At 41.6% G+C, this 17,687-nt stretch carries 16 protein-coding genes; 9 read left to right on the top strand and 7 right to left on the bottom strand.

Annotated features, from left to right (window positions below; translation table 11 throughout):
* Positions 1-115: 115 nt before the first annotated feature.
* From AN394_RS00305 to greB, 3 genes are all read right to left on the bottom strand, one after another.
* Positions 116-697: a CBS domain-containing protein gene (locus tag AN394_RS00305; RefSeq protein ID WP_054562855.1), complete on the bottom strand. Its 582-nt coding sequence runs from the start codon at positions 695-697 to the stop codon at positions 116-118.
* Between the two features lie 49 nt (positions 698-746).
* Entirely contained in the window at positions 747-1,052 is a 306-nt protein-coding gene (locus AN394_RS00300; RefSeq protein WP_054562854.1) for a hypothetical protein, read from the bottom strand.
* 114 nt (positions 1,053-1,166) lie between these two features.
* Complete coding sequence (gene greB / locus AN394_RS00295; protein ID WP_054562853.1) at positions 1,167-1,649, bottom strand: transcription elongation factor GreB; 483 nt, start codon at positions 1,647-1,649, stop codon at positions 1,167-1,169.
* A 166-nt stretch (positions 1,650-1,815) separates the two neighbouring features.
* Between greB and ompR the strand changes: the two genes are divergently transcribed.
* Together ompR and envZ are read left to right on the top strand one after the other, a co-directional pair.
* Positions 1,816-2,535 carry a two-component system response regulator OmpR gene (ompR, locus tag AN394_RS00290; protein ID WP_054554428.1) on the top strand — a complete coding sequence of 240 codons (720 nt, stop codon included), beginning with the start codon at positions 1,816-1,818 and terminating at the stop codon, positions 2,533-2,535.
* Positions 2,536-2,540: 5 nt separating this feature from the next.
* A complete protein-coding gene (gene envZ / locus AN394_RS00285) occupies positions 2,541-3,836 on the top strand; it encodes a two-component system sensor histidine kinase EnvZ (protein ID WP_054562852.1) in 1,296 nt (431 codons plus the stop codon).
* Between the two features lie 113 nt (positions 3,837-3,949).
* Here envZ and AN394_RS00280 read toward each other — a convergent pair whose 3' ends face one another.
* Entirely contained in the window at positions 3,950-4,531 is a 582-nt protein-coding gene (locus tag AN394_RS00280; RefSeq protein WP_054562851.1) for a hypothetical protein, read from the bottom strand.
* A 164-nt stretch (positions 4,532-4,695) separates the two neighbouring features.
* Positions 4,696-6,738: a glycoside hydrolase family 97 protein gene (locus AN394_RS00275; RefSeq protein WP_055020520.1), complete on the bottom strand. Its 2,043-nt coding sequence runs from the start codon at positions 6,736-6,738 to the stop codon at positions 4,696-4,698.
* A gap of 160 nt (positions 6,739-6,898) precedes the next feature.
* Here AN394_RS00275 and AN394_RS00270 point away from each other — a divergent pair, with 160 nt between their 5' ends.
* From AN394_RS00270 to AN394_RS00260, 3 genes are all read left to right on the top strand, one after another.
* Positions 6,899-7,516, top strand: coding sequence for a methylamine utilization protein (locus AN394_RS00270; RefSeq protein WP_054562849.1), 618 nt, complete (start codon positions 6,899-6,901; stop codon positions 7,514-7,516).
* A complete protein-coding gene (locus AN394_RS00265; protein ID WP_055020519.1) occupies positions 7,503-8,732 on the top strand; it encodes a hypothetical protein in 1,230 nt (409 codons plus the stop codon). The genes AN394_RS00270 and AN394_RS00265 overlap by 14 nt, the downstream gene beginning before the upstream one ends.
* Positions 8,733-8,806: 74 nt before the next feature.
* Positions 8,807-10,408 carry a methyl-accepting chemotaxis protein gene (locus AN394_RS00260; protein ID WP_054562847.1) on the top strand — a complete coding sequence of 534 codons (1,602 nt, stop codon included), beginning with the start codon at positions 8,807-8,809 and terminating at the stop codon, positions 10,406-10,408.
* 57 nt (positions 10,409-10,465) lie between these two features.
* Here AN394_RS00260 and speE read toward each other — a convergent pair whose 3' ends face one another.
* On the bottom strand, positions 10,466-11,329 hold the full coding sequence (gene speE / locus AN394_RS00255; RefSeq protein ID WP_055020518.1) for a polyamine aminopropyltransferase: 864 nt from the start codon (positions 11,327-11,329) through the stop codon (positions 10,466-10,468).
* Between the two features lie 198 nt (positions 11,330-11,527).
* On the opposite strand from speE, the gene speA reads away from it, so the two are divergent.
* From speA to AN394_RS00235, 4 genes are read left to right on the top strand one after another with little or no spacing between them, the layout of a single operon-like run.
* Positions 11,528-13,408, top strand: coding sequence for a biosynthetic arginine decarboxylase (gene speA / locus AN394_RS00250; protein ID WP_055020633.1), 1,881 nt, complete (start codon positions 11,528-11,530; stop codon positions 13,406-13,408).
* Positions 13,409-13,429: 21 nt separating this feature from the next.
* The gene (locus tag AN394_RS00245) at positions 13,430-14,308 is read left to right on the top strand and encodes an acyltransferase (RefSeq protein WP_055020517.1); all 879 of its coding nucleotides are present in this window, start codon (positions 13,430-13,432) and stop codon (positions 14,306-14,308) included.
* A 28-nt stretch (positions 14,309-14,336) separates the two neighbouring features.
* Positions 14,337-15,260: an acyltransferase gene (locus AN394_RS00240; protein WP_055020516.1), complete on the top strand. Its 924-nt coding sequence runs from the start codon at positions 14,337-14,339 to the stop codon at positions 15,258-15,260.
* Positions 15,257-16,507 (top strand): mechanosensitive ion channel family protein, encoded by a 1,251-nt coding sequence (locus AN394_RS00235; RefSeq protein ID WP_054562843.1) that lies wholly within the window; start codon positions 15,257-15,259, stop codon positions 16,505-16,507. Before AN394_RS00240 ends, AN394_RS00235 begins: the two co-directional genes overlap by 4 nt.
* Here AN394_RS00235 and chrA read toward each other — a convergent pair.
* Positions 16,504-17,640 (bottom strand): chromate efflux transporter, encoded by a 1,137-nt coding sequence (gene chrA, locus AN394_RS00230; RefSeq protein ID WP_055020515.1) that lies wholly within the window; start codon positions 17,638-17,640, stop codon positions 16,504-16,506. The two genes, AN394_RS00235 and chrA, sit on opposite strands and share 4 nt — an antisense overlap.
* Positions 17,641-17,687: the final 47 nt, after the last annotated feature.

Genomic DNA, 17,687 nt, shown 5'->3' with positions numbered 1-17,687 from the left:
AGAAAATCAGTAAAACTGAAGATTAATTGCCTGAATAATATCACAATAAGAAGGCCTTAAAAGCACTGCTTTTAAGGCCTGCAAAAATAGTCTTACACAACGCAGATTTTAACGCTTAGTGCGGGTGATCAACCTGCTGTAATACTTCGCTAAAGCCATTAGCAATAGGGTTGATATTAACAGGAATATGTAATTTTTTAGCGATCTCTCGAGCTGAAATCAAACCACATATTTCTTGTTTAGCACTGGTTACTAATAAGAACATCATACCTTGGTGTTCCATGGTTTGCAGTGCATCGCCAATACTTGCGTAGCTGATGCTTTGCAGGCTCACACCAGCTAAGCTGCTAAGTGGCGTCATTACATCGTGTAAAGTAATTTCTTCACGGTGTAAGTTCAAGCGCTGTGCAAGGATCATAATTTTTGAGCTTTGCAGATCGGCACTAGAAGTAATACCGAGTAGTTTATCTTCGTTATCAACCACTAAAATAAAATCTGAGCAACAGCTATTTGTTTGCTTTAAAGCATCAACAATAGTGGTGCTGTAATGTGCACGTAAAGGATCTTTTTTAGTAAAGCTATTAAGTACTTTTAAAGCTGAAGAAGTGAGATCTAGTGTTGGCTCAACTTCATTCACTGCATTAGATAATGCGCCATTAGAGATATCTTGAAGACGTAATTCTTTGAAATTATTCATTTTGGTCACCATACATTTTAATAAAACTGAAATAGAAAATTTGAGTTAATTAAAAAGCAGGTGGCCCTCGCTGGTGCGCGCTATAAACAGACACCTTATTACAAGGGTGAACATACGAAACCACACGTGCATCTGGCAGTGGTTGGGCTACATTAGCAACGAACGCAGGTGTATGTTTATCGAGGTCGGTATCTAAGTTGGCAGGGTCTGCACTATCACACGCAATAAAGTGAGCGGTTGGCGTAACACTGTCTGAATGGCTCTCTATATCACTGGCGTAAGATATCAAACTCACACTAATTAATAGTGCGAATACAATGGCATTACTCATTATGCGTTGTATTGCGTTTGACATACTTACTACCTTCTAAAACTCAAGTAATGATTTATCTTGAGTACCTTTAGTTATAGATCACATTTTTAGACTAAACAATCACTAATTAACGCTTTCTGAATTTTCTGGCAAAAATTATTTCGCATCCGGATAAGTTATCTCATTGATATACCATTCTTTTGCGCCTTCAGGCGTGTTCACCGAAAAGTCATCATCAACCTGTTTGCCAAGTAGCGCTCGAGCCATAGGTGCATCAATCGAAATGTAATCTTTGCGCTCGTAAATTTCGTCGGGGCCAACAATACGAAAGCGCTTTGTTTCGCCTTGCTCATTCTCAATTTCGACCCAAGCACCAAAAAACACTTTTCCCGCTTGCTGTGGGTTGTAGTCAACAATTTTAAGATCTGGCATGCGTTTACGAAGATAGCGTACACGGCGATCTATCTGTCGTAAAACACGCTTATTAAATTGATAATCGGCGTTTTCAGAACGGTCGCCTAAGCTTGCTGCCCAAGTAACAATTTTGGTAATTTCAGGGCGCTTTTCATGCCATAAGTAGTCATGTTCTTGTTGTAATTGCTGATACCCTTCTCGGGTTATTAAATTTGTCTTTGCCATTTTATTCAGCCTAAAAAGAAAACCAGCCGCAAGGTATAAAAGTCTTTTACCTTTGTCGAGTCGGATTTTGAAATGTTCAGTAACAATCTAAGCGCGTAATTCGTTTTTTATTCTTAACTTTTTCATTTATATTAATAAGTAACATATTACAAAAAGAATGAAAGTTATGGGACACGAAACGACAAAAGTATTGGTTGTTGATGACGATATGCGCTTACGTAGTTTGCTAGAGCGTTACCTTGTAGAACAAGGCTTTATTGTTCGCTCAGCAGCAAATTCAGAGCAGATGGATCGCTTATTAGAGCGTGAGAACTTCCATTTGATAGTATTAGATTTAATGTTACCAGGTGAAGATGGGTTATCAATTTGCCGTCGTTTACGTCAAAAAGAAAATGACATTCCAATTGTAATGCTTACAGCCAAAGGCGATGAGGTTGACCGTATAATCGGTTTAGAGCTTGGTGCTGATGATTACATCCCTAAACCATTCAACCCACGTGAACTGTTAGCGCGTATTAAAGCAATTTTACGTCGTCGTGCTAAAGAAGTGCCAGGTGCGCCGGCTGCCGAAGAAAACGAAATTAGCTTTGGTGACTTCACACTAAACCTTGCGACCCGCGAAATGAGCCATGGTGATAAAACAATGTCGTTAACCAGTGGTGAGTTTGCGGTATTAAAAGCGTTAGTGACTCATCCTCGTGAACCGCTTAGTCGCGATAAATTGATGAACTTAGCACGTGGCCGAGATTACAGTGCGCTTGAGCGCAGTATCGATGTTCAGGTTTCACGCTTACGCCGTATGATTGAAGTGGATGCCGCTAATCCTCGTTATATACAAACAGTATGGGGCTTAGGCTACGTATTTGTGCCAGACGGTGAAAAATAACAGTAATGGGCATGTTTCCACGTAGTGCGTTTGGACAAACGGTATTTTTGGTTGCGGCTCTGCTGTTAATCAATCAAATTGTCTCTTATATCACGGTCAGTTTTTATGTTGTTAAACCAACTATAGAACAAGTAAACCTCATCCTTTCGAAACAGGTGAAAACCGTGTTTATCGAATGGGAAGAAGGGGTTGAGGTAAGCAAGGAAGCCTCAGACAAGTTTTTTGAGATCACCGGCATCGAAGTGATGACCCAACGTCAAGCGATGAGTGAGGGGTTGGCTGAAACTCGTGAGTATTCAATGCTATCGCGCAGTATGTCGAAAGAACTCAATGGCTCTGCTCGGGTACGAATAAGCCAAACCGATCCACTTGTTTATTGGGTTGAAGCACCGCAAGCACCTGGTTATTGGGTGCGCGTGCCGCTCACCGGCCTGCAAGAAAACAACCTGAAGTTCTTAACCTTTTATTTATCGAGTATTGGCTTTTTAAGTGTACTCGGTGGGTGGTTGTTTGCCCGCCATCTCAATAGACCTTTAAAGGCACTGCAACAAGCCGCTGTTAAAGTAGGGGTGGGTGACTTTTCTACCAAGCTTGAAGAGCAAGGCTCTACTGAAGTTATTGAAGTAACCCGTGCGTTTAACCAAATGTCGCGTGGTATTGCAGCTCTTGAGAATGACCGTCGGTTATTAATGGCAGGTGTTTCCCATGACTTGCGTACGCCGCTTACACGTATTCGCCTTGCCACCGAAATGATGTCGGATGATGAAGATTACCTGCGTGAAGGGATCATTCATGATATTGAAGACATGAATGCCATTATCGACCAATTCATTGAATATTTACGCCACCACAAACGTGAAGAACTTGAGCTAGAAGACTTAAACGCGATTGTTTCTGAAGTTGTCGAAGCTGAACAAAAACATCATCGCACTATTACTTTTAAAGAGAATCCGAGCTTAAGCGAAGTGCCAGTGAGTATGGTAGCGATAAAGCGTGTTGTTACTAATATGATTGAAAACGCAATTCGCTATTCAGATGGTGATATAGAGGTTGAAACCCGCGTGAGCAGTAATAAAAAGTTTGCCATGGTCGTGGTTAACGATCACGGCCCGGGGATCCCAGAAAGCGAACTTGAAACTGTATTTGAACCGTTTAAACAAGGTGATGCCGCTCGCGGTAGCGAAGGCAGTGGCTTAGGCCTTGCGATAATTAAACGTATTGTCGATATGCACGGCGGCCGAGTACAACTACTTAATCGTCCAGAAGGTGGCCTAAGCGCGCAAATCTATTTGCCTTTTTAAAAGTATTTAGCTTTAAGCCTTAAGCTATAAGTTTCAAGCAGCCCGAGTGGGCTGCTTTTTTATGGGTGGAGATTTACAGAGCAGTTAGTTACTTATAATTTAAGTTGCCACAGTTATGAGTTATCAATAAAACTAGTTTTAAAGTGCTTTCTTGCTTTGAAAGGTGCTGAAGCAATGATGAAATTTAAAGAAAGTAACAAGATAACTATTAAGATAGTTAGCCAGTTTAAAGCCATCTGAATGAGAGTTGGTGGTTTATAAAAGCCAAAATGCATGAAGTCGGCAATTAAAATTTTATTCTTATAAATTAAGCTGTTACAAAAATTGCCAAGTGCAAAAAAAGATACACTAACCAGAAATAGCATAGCAGTTATAGTTGCCACTTTGAGCTTTAAAATATTTACCTTTATATATTTCGTTAAAAAATATAGAAATACTAAAAACGCAATACTGCTTACAAAGAGCGTGGCACCTAGCCCTAGAGTTAGTAGATTTGAAACCACCCATACTGGCTTTACAGTTATTGGCAAATCATTCGGATTTATGTCGTCAGTCACTAAAAAGATGTAAATAGACATATAAGTCAAAATACTGATTACAGTGATCGGAATATGCCAAAGTAATTCACGCTTTTCTTTTTTTCGAGCTGTTTTATGTGCGGTATTTCTCTGTGCAAGTCTTTCTAAAGGGTCCATTCTTTACTTACCTGAGTAATCATTCAAAAAATTTACCTTTGAGAAAGGTGATTTGCAAGTAACCATAGCCAATACTCGTCCTCCTATTTCTCAAAACAATAAAAAAGCGCGACATCAAATGCCGCGCTCTTTTTTCTTGAAGCTTAAAACTTACAGCTTTTAGCTTAGATTGCTTTAAATCGAATCGCTGTGCCGCCGCTGGTGGCAAGCTTTAACGTTAGCTTATCATCAGCAGTAACAATGCGTTTTTCTACTTTTAAGTCGTAAGGGTTATTTACCCATTCGGCTTTGTCACCGTCACGGTAGATTTGCGCTTCAAACTTTTTACCTTTATCTAAGAAGTCTAACTTCACTTCTAAAGTGCGAGCTTTTTCGTCTGTAACAGCACCTAGATACCAGTCGTTACCTGAGTATTGATCACGCTTGCGTTCTTTACGTGCAAACACAACGTAATCGCCAACTTCACCTTGTAGTGCAATACTTTGTTGCCAATCAGTTGGTACATCCTGAATAAACTGGAATGCATCTGGCTTCGCTAAGTAGTTACGTGGTAAATCTGCCGCCATTTGAATTGGGCTGTACATTACAACGTATAGCGCTAATTGCTTCGCTAGGGTTGTTTGTGGGCGGTTGGTATCAGCACCTAAACCGTTAAAGCCCATATCAAAAATACCTGGCGTAAAATCCATTGGGCCTGCAAGCATACGGGTGAAAGCTAGCATTGGAATATGCTCTGGTGGGTTCGGTGGTGTCCCCCATGCGTTAAACTCTTGACCACGGGCACCTTCACGAGCAATCCAGTTCGGGTATGTACGACGTAGGCCGGTATCTTTCACAGGCTCATGTGTGTTGATACTAATTTTATGCTTTGCAGCTAGTTTTACGTTGTGTAGGTATTCATTAACCATGAACTGACCATCGTGCCATTCTTTGCGTACAATGCCGTTTTCATCGATACGCTTGATGTTACCACCGTCGGCGACATAACCTGTTTTAACTTGGCTTACATTTGATTTTTCGTATAACGCAAATGCATCTTCCATTTGGTTACGGTAGTTGCTCACGTTGCCCGAAGTTTCGTGGTGACCAATTAATTGTACGCCTTTTTCTTTGCCGTAACGTGTCAGCTCTTCAATATCAAAGTCGTCGTAAGGTTGTGTGAAGCTAAATACGTCACCGTTAAAAAACCAGTCGCCATCCCAGCCAATATTCCAGCCTTCAACTAACACGCCATCGAAGCCATATTTAGCAGCGAAGTCCATGTAATACTTAGTGTTTGCAGTGGTTGCTCCATGAATTTTACCGCTACCCCAAGTATTTTCATTGATGTGCATACCCCACCAAATACCTACGTATTTACCGGGTTTTACCCAAGATACATCACCCAGTTTATTTGGTTCGTTTAAGTTTAAGATGATATCTGAGTTGATTAAATCAACGGCTTCATCACCAATTTGAATTGTACGCCAAGGAGTATTAAATGCGCCTTGTTTTTTGACCGCTACACCGTCTGACCAAGGTGTTAGATCGGCTTGGAAGGTACCATCACGACGTTGATTTAAAACCATGCCTGCATAATCAACAAGGGCAGCTTCGTGAATACTGATATGCACACCCTCTTTATTTTTTATAGTAAATGGTGTGTGCACAAGTGCTGCTTTATGAAGTGGGGTGGTGTTATAAACATATTCATAACGGTTCCAACCACGAGCGGGGATCCACCAAGCTGTTGCATCTGATGAATCTGTAATAGCAAACTCTGTAAGCTCTTTAGTGATTTCTACATCATCATAGCCAGCTTGTTTTGGTAATTCGTATCGAAAGCCTACACCATCATTAAAAGCACGAAAACGTACCGTAAATGTGCCACCTTGTGGTTGTGGTTTTTTAAAGGTAACAGCGACTTCGTTATGGTTATCAACCACAGTTTGGCGTTCACCCCAAGGTTGCTCCCAGCTGCTTTTTACCGAATCAGTGGTTTGGCTGCTAATTTTATAACCTTCACTCATTGCTGGTTGTTGTTTAAAAACAAGGCCTAACGAAGAGTTAGCAATGACTTGTTTACCGGCAAAGCTGATTTCGTAGCTAGGTGTGTGTTGCTCATCTGAGATAGTTACTTTGATCTGCCCATCAGGTGAACTGACGGTTGTGGTTTGTGCTAGGCAAGTACCTGAAAAGGCTGCTAACATTAAGGCAGTTAATCGCATTGTTGTTCCTTGGCGGCTTATGATTATGGATTGTTGTCATGTATTCACATATATCCTTAAAGCATAAAGTGACTTGCTGGTTAATACGAGAGATCTGCATACGTATTCAACAAAGTGAACGCGGCGATATCCAGCCCAGCACCTAAAAAGGTTTAGCAAAATGACAAGAATAACCCTCTTGCTACTACTATTGTTTAGTCAATGTTTATTGGCACAGCAAATACAGATAGTTGATAAGCAGAATCAACCTGTCAAAAATGCAGTGGTTTGGCTTAAAGGCTCAAAACAACTCACATCTCTTGATAGTCATTACACGATGAGCCAAAAAAAACGTGCCTTTGTGCCTCATGTGTTGGCAGTGCCACAAGGGGCTAATGTTGAGTTTCCTAACCTTGATTCAATCATGCACCACGTTTATTCATTTTCTAAAGCAAAGCAATTTGAGTTAAAGCTTTACCACGATAAACCAGAAAAACCGATTAACTTTGCACAATCGGGGGTTGTTGAGCTTGGCTGTAACATTCATGACTGGATGCTGGGTTACATTGTGGTTGTAGATGGGGGTATTTATGGGCAAACAGATGAGCAAGGTATGGTTGAGTTAAGCTTACCAGAAGGTAAGTTTACTTTGGCTGTTTGGCATGACCGCTTTAATGATATCAGCACACCAGAAACCATCGATATGACTAACAATGCAAAGTCATTGAGCTACCAGCTAAAACAAGCCTTATTACCAAAACTAGAATTAAGCAGTGACGAGTTTGATGATTATGAATAAATGGCAAGCTTTAGCACTGGCGAGTGTTTTTGGGTTGCCTGCAGTGGCATTTGCTGAGCATGATGGGCTGGTAACTGTTTCGGCTGTGCGTGGTGACCAACTAGCGAGCTATCAGCGCAAAGGAATTGGCTTATACCGTTATGACCAAGAGCATGATGGTGTTGTGATATCCCAAGCTATGCTGAGTAGTCGTTTTGAGTTAACGAGTGATTGGTCTGCGCATACAGTGCTTAACGCCCATCCTGATCCTGAACTAACAGTCGGTTTTACTCAGGCTTATTTACAATATCAACCGCTCACTGCAAGTCGTTACAAATGGGCTGTTAAAGCGGGTGGCTTTTATCCAAAAATGTCACTTGAAAACCCACAAAGTGGTTGGATGTCACCTTATAACTACACTAATTCTGCGATTAATAGCTGGATTGGCGAAGAGGTGCGGGCCTTTGGTTTAGAGGCAAACATCAAGCGCCCAGGTAGAAAATTTAGAAGTAACCATAGCTTTGAAGGCTTTGCTGCGGTTTTTAAAGGTAACGATCCAGCTGGAACACTCTTGTCATGGCGAGGGTTCGCTATGCATGACAGGCAAACCACATTCAATGAACAAATCGACTTTGCTATTCCACATTCTTTTGAGTGGACGCAGTTAGATAAGCAAGCTGAGTATGTTGAGCCTTTCGAAGAAGTCGATGGGCGCTTTGGTTATTACGTCGGTGCACATTGGGATTATCAAAAAAAATCGCAATTACGTGTTTATTATTATGACAACAATGGCGATCCAGGTGCGTTGAATACCCGTACTGGTCAGTATGCGTGGGATACACGTTTTTTAAGCGCGGCATGGTTATATAAGTTTAATAAGCAAACCCGCATTATTGTTCAGATCCTTGATGGTAAAACTGCGATGGGTACAAATCGTGGGGTAGACAATGATTTTTATAGTCATTTTGTTCTATTAAGTCACAAGTTGGACCAGCATCGTCTCACAATTAGGTATGATTATTTTAAGGTTAGCGATCATGATGATTGGCAATTTGATCCTAATCAAAGTCGTGGAGAAGCTTTAACCGCAAGTTGGCGTTATCAACTGTCGACCAAGTGGCAAGTAGGTGCTGAATATTCAGTGCTGAGCAGTGACGCTCAAAATAGACCTGGTATGGGATTTAATGAGCATAACTCGCAGCAGCAATTACAACTTTCAGCGAGCTGGCACTTTTAATTTCATACACTTTTTCAGTTTTTCTACTAACATTCTAATGAACGTGCTGATTAGAATTTGAATTAGGATAATGTATGAAGTTACAAAGCATTCGCGTCAAAAGTTCTTTGCCTATTGTGCTACTCGGCATTGCTATCGTCATTTTAATTGCTGGCTATACCTATCTAATTAACCTTCAAAAAGAAGCGATTGATGCACAGTCAGAACGCTTCTTAAATGCGGTCTCTGTGGTTGTTAATGCTGACCGAGACCTATACCAAGCTAAAGTGGCAGAGCTGCAACTCGTTACCCTAATGAAAGGGGATAAAGGCCAACTTACTGACCATCAAGAAAATGCCGAACAGGTTAAAGACCGTTTCAAGCAATATTTATCTTATATGTCGCCATATTCTGAGGTGACCGGTCAGTTTCGTAACTTTGATAGCGCATTTGACGCTTGGTATGCAGCATCAACAGCTCATATTAATAACCCAGCAAATGCTTCACAAAAACAAGCGTCTGAGCAAAGCTTTTCAGCACTACGTGATATTTTAGATAAAGCCGGAGAAGCGGCAGACAAAACCTCTCAAGCAGAGACAGAAAAGCTGATGGATAAAGTAATAGGCTTTAAAGTGATGCTTATGGTGATGATTGCTGTGGTTTTAGCTGTTGCTGGTTGGTTTAGTTATTTTGTGCCGCGCCAGCTTACAAAACAAATTAACTTTGTCACAGAGCGGATTAACGAAATAGCCTCTGGAGATGGTGATTTAACAGGTCGTATCAATGTTAAAACGCAAGATGAGTTTGCTGAGTTAGCAACCGCATTTAATCGTTTTTTAGATAATCTGCAGCAGTTAATCAAAGATATTTTAGAGCAAGCGAAAGAGCTACACAATCTAGGTAACGACTTAGATAACTTTGCTAATCAAAACCATCAAGTTAATCAAAAGCTCAGCCAAGCTTCTGAGTCGATAGTCAGTGCTGTACATGAAATGAGTGTAGCAAGTCGCGAAGTAGCTAATGTGGCGCAAAACTCATCTCACGAAGCCGATAATTCACAACAGCTAGCTAAACAAGGTTTAGCTGCGGTTGATAATTCAAGCCGTAAAATTATTGCGCTATCAGACAACATGGAGCATGCCAGCCAGCGTTCAACTGAGTTACAACAAAGCTCAGACAACATTGCTAAAGTGCTTGAAGTTATTCGTGCTATTGCTGAGCAAACTAATCTACTTGCACTGAATGCAGCAATTGAAGCGGCCCGCGCCGGAGAGCAAGGGCGAGGTTTTGCGGTAGTAGCTGATGAGGTTCGTACCCTTGCGACTCGCACGCAAGATAGCACTAATGATATTCAAACTATGGTCGAGCAGTTTGCTACAAGCGTAGAACAGTCGCTGCAAGCTATTAACAGTGGTAAGCAATATGCCGATGAAGCGGTTGAGTCATTCACACAAACCAATGATGTGCTTAACTCAATGCAAGAGTCATCAGTTAAGGTAAATGATATGGCGATGCAGACAGCGCAAGCGACTGAAGAGCAAACTGCTGTGGCAGATGAAATTAGCCAAAATTTATCAGACTTAAATGACCAAACCCAACAAGGGGGCGGCTTAGCAAGTTCAACACAAGAAGTGGCTAATCGTATGAACCAACTCACTGATGAGCTCAATCATTTAGTGAATCGATTTAAAGTCTAATTATAAACCAACAAAAAAGGGCTCAATGAGCCCTTTTTTACATCTAGCTAAAAACGCTTACTTTTTCTCAAAAGCACGTTTCATATAATTTGGTGTCGCTAATGCGCCGTGGTGAATACCTGCATTATAGTACTCTGTGCTTTGCGCCAGTGTATTTGCATCATCTTCACGAAACCCTGCGAATGCTTCTGACTTACGAGCAAGGGTTACTGACCATAAACCGCTTGGGTAAATTGGCTGTGGGAAAGGCAGCGTTTGTAGGTCAACAAAACCCACTTCTGTCATTGCATCACGCATTTCTACTAATAGTGGCATATGCATAAGTGGTGATTCACTTTGCTGAATTAAGATGCCCCCTGAGCGAAGTGCAGTTAAACAGCTAGTATAGAAAGCGTGGTTGAATAAACCTTCGCCCGGACCAACTGGATCTGTTCCATCAACAATTACTACATCGATTGATTCTGGCGCTGCTTCACGCATGTACTTGATGCCGTCGTCAAACATCACTGTTGCGCGAGGATCTTGGTTTGATTCACACAGCTCAGGGAAGTATTTAAGTGACATTTGTGTCACGACTTCGTCGATATCAATTTGCGTTACGCTCTCAACACCTGGGTGTTTTAAAACTTCGCGTAAAGTACCGCAGTCACCACCACCAATGATCACAACATTTTTTGGATTTGGGTGTGCAAGCAATGCCGGATGGCTGATCATCTCGTGATAAAAAAAGTTTTCACGGCTACTTACCATAGTACAACCGTCAATAATCATCAGATTACCGAAGTCAGTTGTTTCGTACATTTCTACTTTTTGAAATGGCGATTGCTGTTCATCAAGCTTTTTAGTAATGCGTAATGAAAAGGCACTACCATCACGGTCACTAATTTCAGTGAACCAGTTGTTTTGATCTAAATTAGCCATCTTGCTTATACACTTTTGGTTAATGGTAAAAAAGGGGGGCAATTTTGCCAGTGCTTGACCAATTGCTCAATCAAATTTTAATCAGTATAGCGAATATTTTTTATCACTTTGGCATATAGCGCAATTTTTGTTAGCGTGGTCAGCCCTAGCGTATTAAAATGTGCGTTTATATTTAATGAAATTACAGAAGATATAGCCATGACTTGGGGTTTAGACAAAGCACGCGATACATACAATGTTGCTCATTGGAGTGACGGTTACTTTGACATTAACGCACAAGGTGAGCTGGTGGCTTACCCTGATGGCGATCAAACAAAAGCTGCGGTGTCTTTATCTGAACTAACCGAGCAATTCAAAAAGCATGGTCTTACTTTACCTGTACTAGTACGCTTTACCGACATTTTACAAAATCGTGTTGATACCCTAACGAGTGCTTTTACCAAAGCCTGTAATGCCCGTGAATACCAAGGTAGTTATACCTGTGTTTACCCAATCAAGGTTAATCAGCAGCGCTCTGTGGTTAGTAAACTACTTGCTCATCCAAGTGGTTTAGTCGGCCTTGAAGCCGGCTCAAAGCCTGAACTTATGGCGATTTTAGGTGTAGCACAAGAGCCAATTACCATTGTTTGTAATGGCTACAAAGACAGTGAGTTTTTACGTTTAGCCTGTATCGGTCAAGGCATGGGCCATAAGGTTCATATTGTTGTAGAAAAACTGTCTGAACTAACCACCTTATTGGCTGAAATTGATGACTTAGGTATTGAGCCATCAATCGGTATTCGCATTCGCTTAAACTCGGTTGGTAAGGGCAAATGGCAGAATACCGGTGGCGAAAAAGGCAAGTTTGGTTTAACTGCAGGCCAAGTGCTTTCTGCTATTGAGCTACTTAAGTCACGTAATAAACTCCATTTAATGCAATTGGTGCATTTTCATATCGGCTCTCAAATTGCCAATATCCGTGATATTCATCGAGCACTGCGTGAATGTGCCCGCCATTTTGCAGAGTTAACGCAGTTAGGCGTGCCACTTAATACAGTTGATGTTGGTGGCGGTTTAGGTGTTGACTATGAAGGGTCTGGTTCACGTAGTTCGTGTTCAATGAACTACAGTGTTGATGAATATGCACGTAATGTAGTGAATGCATTTGCTGAAGTATGCCAACAACATGATCTTAAGCACCCAGCCATTATTACTGAATCTGGCCGTGCGTTAACTGCGCACCACGCAGTATTAATTACAGATGTTATTGATGTTGAGCGTGCACCTAACCATGCGAATCCAACGGCGCCTGAGGCTGACAGCGTATTAGTGTTAGATGAAATGTGGCAGTGCTTACAGCGTTTAACGCCGCGAATGGCACTAGAAATTTATCATGATGCAATGCATCTATTTAGTGAAGCCCATGACCAATATGTGCATGGCCTACTCACTATGCTTGAATGGGCAAAGCTCGAGCAGCTGTATTTCACCATTTTACACCGTGTTCGAGCATCTCTCAGCGAGAATGCCCGTGCCCACCGTGAAGTGTTAGATGATTTAAACGAAAAGCTGGCCGATAAGCTATTTGTTAATTTCTCATTATTCCAATCACTGCCAGATGTTTGGGGTATTCAGCAGTTATTCCCAGTAATGCCAGTAGAAAACCTTCATCAGCCATTAACGCAGCGTGCCATAATTCAAGACATTACCTGTGACTCTGATGGACAAATTCGTAACTATGTTGAAGGTACAGGTATTGAGAGTAGTTTACCTATTCCTGAGTACAAGCAAGGTCAGCAATACCACATTGCGATGTTCTTAGTGGGTGCGTATCAAGAAATTTTAGGTGATTTACATAACCTATTTGGCGACACAGATTCAGTGCATGTTGAGCTTACTGAAGCGGGTTACCAGCTGACTAACGCAATTAAAGGCGACAGCGTTAAGGACGTATTAAAGTTTGTTGATTATGATAGCGACATTCTTGCTGAAAACTTTGCAAAACGGGTTAACTCACTGGCAATTGATGAGCAATCTAAGGCACAATATTTGTCAGAACTAAATGCAGGCCTTGCTGGCTATACGTATTTTGAAGATTAAGCATTAAAGGAATAAGTAGTAATGTCCATGATCCGTTGTGTGTTCAGTTTTATATTTTACACCCTCAATACACTTTTTTGGTTTGTGCCCATCTTTATTTGTGGCGTGATTAAACTGATCCCAATTAAACCTCTACAAAAAGCAATGAGTTGGATAGCTAAGCAATGCGCCACTATGTGGGTGAGTTGCAACAGCATCAACCAAAACATATTTGCTTCATATAAGCTAAACGTGACAGGTCTTGAGCAACTAAAAGCGAAAGACTGGTACTTGGTGATCGCAAATCATCAAAGCTGGGTAGATATCGTTGTAATGCAACGCGTGTTTAATCGCCGCATACCGTTTTTAAACTTTTTCTTGAAAAAAGAACTGATCTACGTTCCTTTTTTAGGTCTTGCTTGGTGGGCATTGGATTTCCCATTTATGACTCGCACGAGTAAAGCTCAGTTAAAGAAAAACCCTAAATTGCGTGGTAAAGACTTAGAAACAACGCGCAAAGCTTGTGAAAAATTCAAAGAAATGCCAGTAAGTATCGTTAACTTTGTTGAAGGTACGCGTTTTACACCGCAAAAGCACTCGCGCCAAAATAGTCCTTTTGAGCACTTATTAAAGCCAAAAGCGGGTGGTGTTGCGTTTGTTATGCAAGCAATGGGTGAGCAAATTTCCAAAGTGGTCAATGTCACTATTCATTACCCTGGTGGTATTCCTAGCTTTGTAGACTTTGCCAGTGGTCGTGTAAAAGAAGTCGAAGTGCGAGTCGAGGTGATGGAAGTAAGCCCTAATTTAATCGGTGATTACACCGGTGATGCTGAGTTTAGAGTTAACTTTCAAGCTGAATTAAACCGTATTTGGAATGAAAAAAACCAGCAGCTAGCCGAGTTAGAAGCAAAAACGCAGTAGTATTGCTAATGCAGTCGAGAGCACACTTATGTTAAAGAAATTTTTACCAAATTGGTTAACAGGCGTTCTAGTTAGCATTGTCTTGTTTGCTAATGTAATTATTTGGGGCACGCTTGTGCTGCTCTTTGGTGTGCTTAAATTAATACTGCCATTTAAAGTGGTTAGCGACATTCTTCATGCGGCCTATCGCGGTTGGTGTAAAGGTAACCGCTTGGCTTTGTGGTTAGGTTGCCCCACAATCGATATTGATATTAAAGGCAAAGTCAGTACAGATGGTTGGTACTTACTTATCTCTAATCATATGAGTTGGTTAGACATTGTTGTTCTAAGTGCGATTGATGTTTTACCCGCGCCAAAGTTCTTTTTAAAAGATGAGCTGAAGTATGTGCCATTCATTGGCACCGGCGCGTGGGCCATGGGTATGCCTTTCATGAAACGTGTTAGCAAAGCACAGCTGGCAAAAAACCCTAAGCTGAAAGGTCTCGATGTTGAGCGCACTAAGCGCAGTTGCCGCGACTTCCGTAGTCACCCGACAACCATTATCAACTTTGTTGAAGGTACGCGCTTTACATGCCAAAAACACAAAAAACAAAATAGTCCGTTTACTTATCTTTTAAAACCTAAAGCGGGCGGTATTGCATTTGCCCTTGAGGTGTTAGGCGAACAGTTTGATGCATTATTAAATACCTCGATTATTTACCAAGGCGAGGGCGACCATATTTGCCGTAATCTGATGCGTGGCCGCCTTAATGTGATCAAAGTTGAAATGCACGTACAAGCAATTAGCGCAGAGATGATTGGTGATTATCAGCATGACCGCGCATTTAGAACGGCTTTTCAACAATATATTAATGAGTTATGGTTGCAAAAAGACGCTCAGCTACTAACTTATCATCAAGCCCAACAAGCTGAGTACCTTGCCAACATCAATAAAGAGGTTGAAGCACCATGAAGCAAACTCACCTGCAAGAGCTGGTGATGCCTTGGTTTGAATCAATGCCAGACGCGGCGCTGTTAAGTGCATTAACGGCTACAGCGATTGGCGTTGGCTCATTACTATTAATTTATATGTTTACCCGTCGACTGCTGTTGCCGGGTATTCAAAAGGTTGTTACACGCCTGTCTCCAGAGCGCATAGGTGCGCTTACTCCAATGCTCAATAAACTGAATCGTCGTTTTGCGGGGATATTGTGCTGCGTACTGTATTTGGCAACCTTTGATTATGTATATCCAGTTCATGATGTCGCTGCGTTGGTACTTAAAACCGTAGGTCAAGTTGCATTGATCATTTATGGTGGCTTCATTTTAAGTAGTGTGGTGAGCATTGCTGGTGGCATTTATAACCAACTTGATTTTGCCCGCGATATTCCGATTCAGGGTTTGATCCAAGTTGTAAAACTTATCACCTTTATGGTTTGCGCCATTCTCATTGTGAGCATTTTGCTAGAGAAGTCGCCAACTTATATTTTGTCTGGCTTTGGTGCGATAGCGGCGGTGACCTTACTCGTATTTAAAGACACCATTTTGGGATTTGTCGCCAGTATTCAAATTGCAGCTAACCGATTAGTGACATATGGCGATTGGATCCAAGTGGATAGCTATGGCGCGGATGGCGAGGTTATCGACCTTGGCTTAAATACGGTAAAAGTACGTAACTGGGATAACACCATTACAACCATTCCGACTTATATGCTGGTTGCTGGGTCATTTAAAAACTGGCGTGGTATGCAAGAGTCGGGTGGTCGTCGTATCAAGCGTTCTTTAAACATTGATATGAACAGTATTCGTTTGGTTGATGATGCGTTTCGAGAGCAAATTGATGCTGCTATTCCACTTAACGACTATATTCGTGTTTCAAGCTTGCCCGATCCGGTGACAAACCTTGGCTTGTTCCGTCGTTATGCTGAAGGTTACTTAAAACAACATGAAAAAATTAATCGTGATTTAACCTTAATGGTGCGTGAGCTACAACCGATGAATCACGGGTTACCTATTGAGTTTTACTGCTTTAGTGAAGATAAGCGCTGGATTTCATACGAGCACTTGCAAGCAGAGATTATGGATCACCTGCTTGCTGTGTTGCCAATCTTTGGACTCAGACCATATCAAAGTGTTACTGGGCAGTTAAATACAAGCGAAGCTCAAACAGGGCTAAAACCAAGTATTAAGGTTGCTAACCCTGTGCGCGAAAAAACTTAAAACTGACTAGCTAGCACGCTCAGTGCAATAAAGCCTAACAATAGCCACCAAATAGGTGGCTTTGCCATTCTTAGCCACGTAAATGCTGCAATGACTAAAGCTACTTGCCACAAACTTTGCACTGCCGATTGCCAAATAGGTGAATAAAGGGCGGCAGCTAAAAAGCCCACTACGGCCGCATTTAACGCTGCAATACTGCCCGCAAAGCGAGGCTTATCAGCCAGTTGTAGCCAGCTTTTCATAAAGGCTAACATCAATAAAAAGCCCGGTAAGAAAATCATGATGGTCGCGACAATGGCACCTATAAGTGGCGTATTTGGCGATACTTGTGCGCCTAAGTATGTGGCTATTGTGAACATCGGTCCAGGTATGGCCTGAGCACTGGCATAAGCTGATAAAAACTGCTCGGTTTCAAGGCTCGGCACGCCAGCTTGTAAAATGGGTAACACAACGTGGCCGCCACCAAAGACCATAGCGCCAGTTTGGTAAAATGGGGCAAACAAAGAAAATCCTTCGCCTAAAGGTAAAAAGCTGATCAGTAACAAGACTGTAAATAAAAAAAGCGGTAACCAAGCAATTTTCACAGGTTTATGTTCTTGGTTCTCTGGCAGTTTAAGCTGAGGATAAAACCAACCTATGGCCGCAGCCGCAATCAGTACTAAAATTTGACTCGATAACTGTGAGAATACAATCAGTGCAATCGTGCTCAATACCGCGATTAGCTTATGTAAGTGGTTTTTGCAAAAGCTCATTGCCATACTGTAGGTCGCATCGGCAACAATCACCACAGCAAAGAGCTTAAGCCCGGCAATTACCGCAAAGTAAATATCACCAAATTGGTGAGCACTAAGAGCTAGAAAAAACATAATTAAAAATGAGGGCAGGGTAAAGCCAATAAAAGCACACAGGCCTCCCAGTACTCCTCCTTTTTCAACCCCCATAGCAAAGCTAACTTGGCTTGAACCAGGGCCTGGTAATGCTTGGCTTAGGCTTATCAATTGCGCATAGCGCTCAGCAGTGAGCCATTTTAAGTTATCAACAAAGTGGCGCTTAAAATAACCAAGGTGTGCCGCAGGACCGCCAAAGCTCATACAGCCTAATAAAAAGAATTGTTTAAAGATGATAAATAACATTACTGTTGCCGTTACAGGATGATTGTTTCTATTATGACAAAATTGTA

This window comes from Pseudoalteromonas sp. P1-26, from assembly GCF_001401795.1.
Classification (GTDB): domain Bacteria; phylum Pseudomonadota; class Gammaproteobacteria; order Enterobacterales; family Alteromonadaceae; genus Pseudoalteromonas.
Note: the sequence above shows the minus strand (reverse complement) of the source record. Positions and strands in the feature narration are given on the sequence as shown.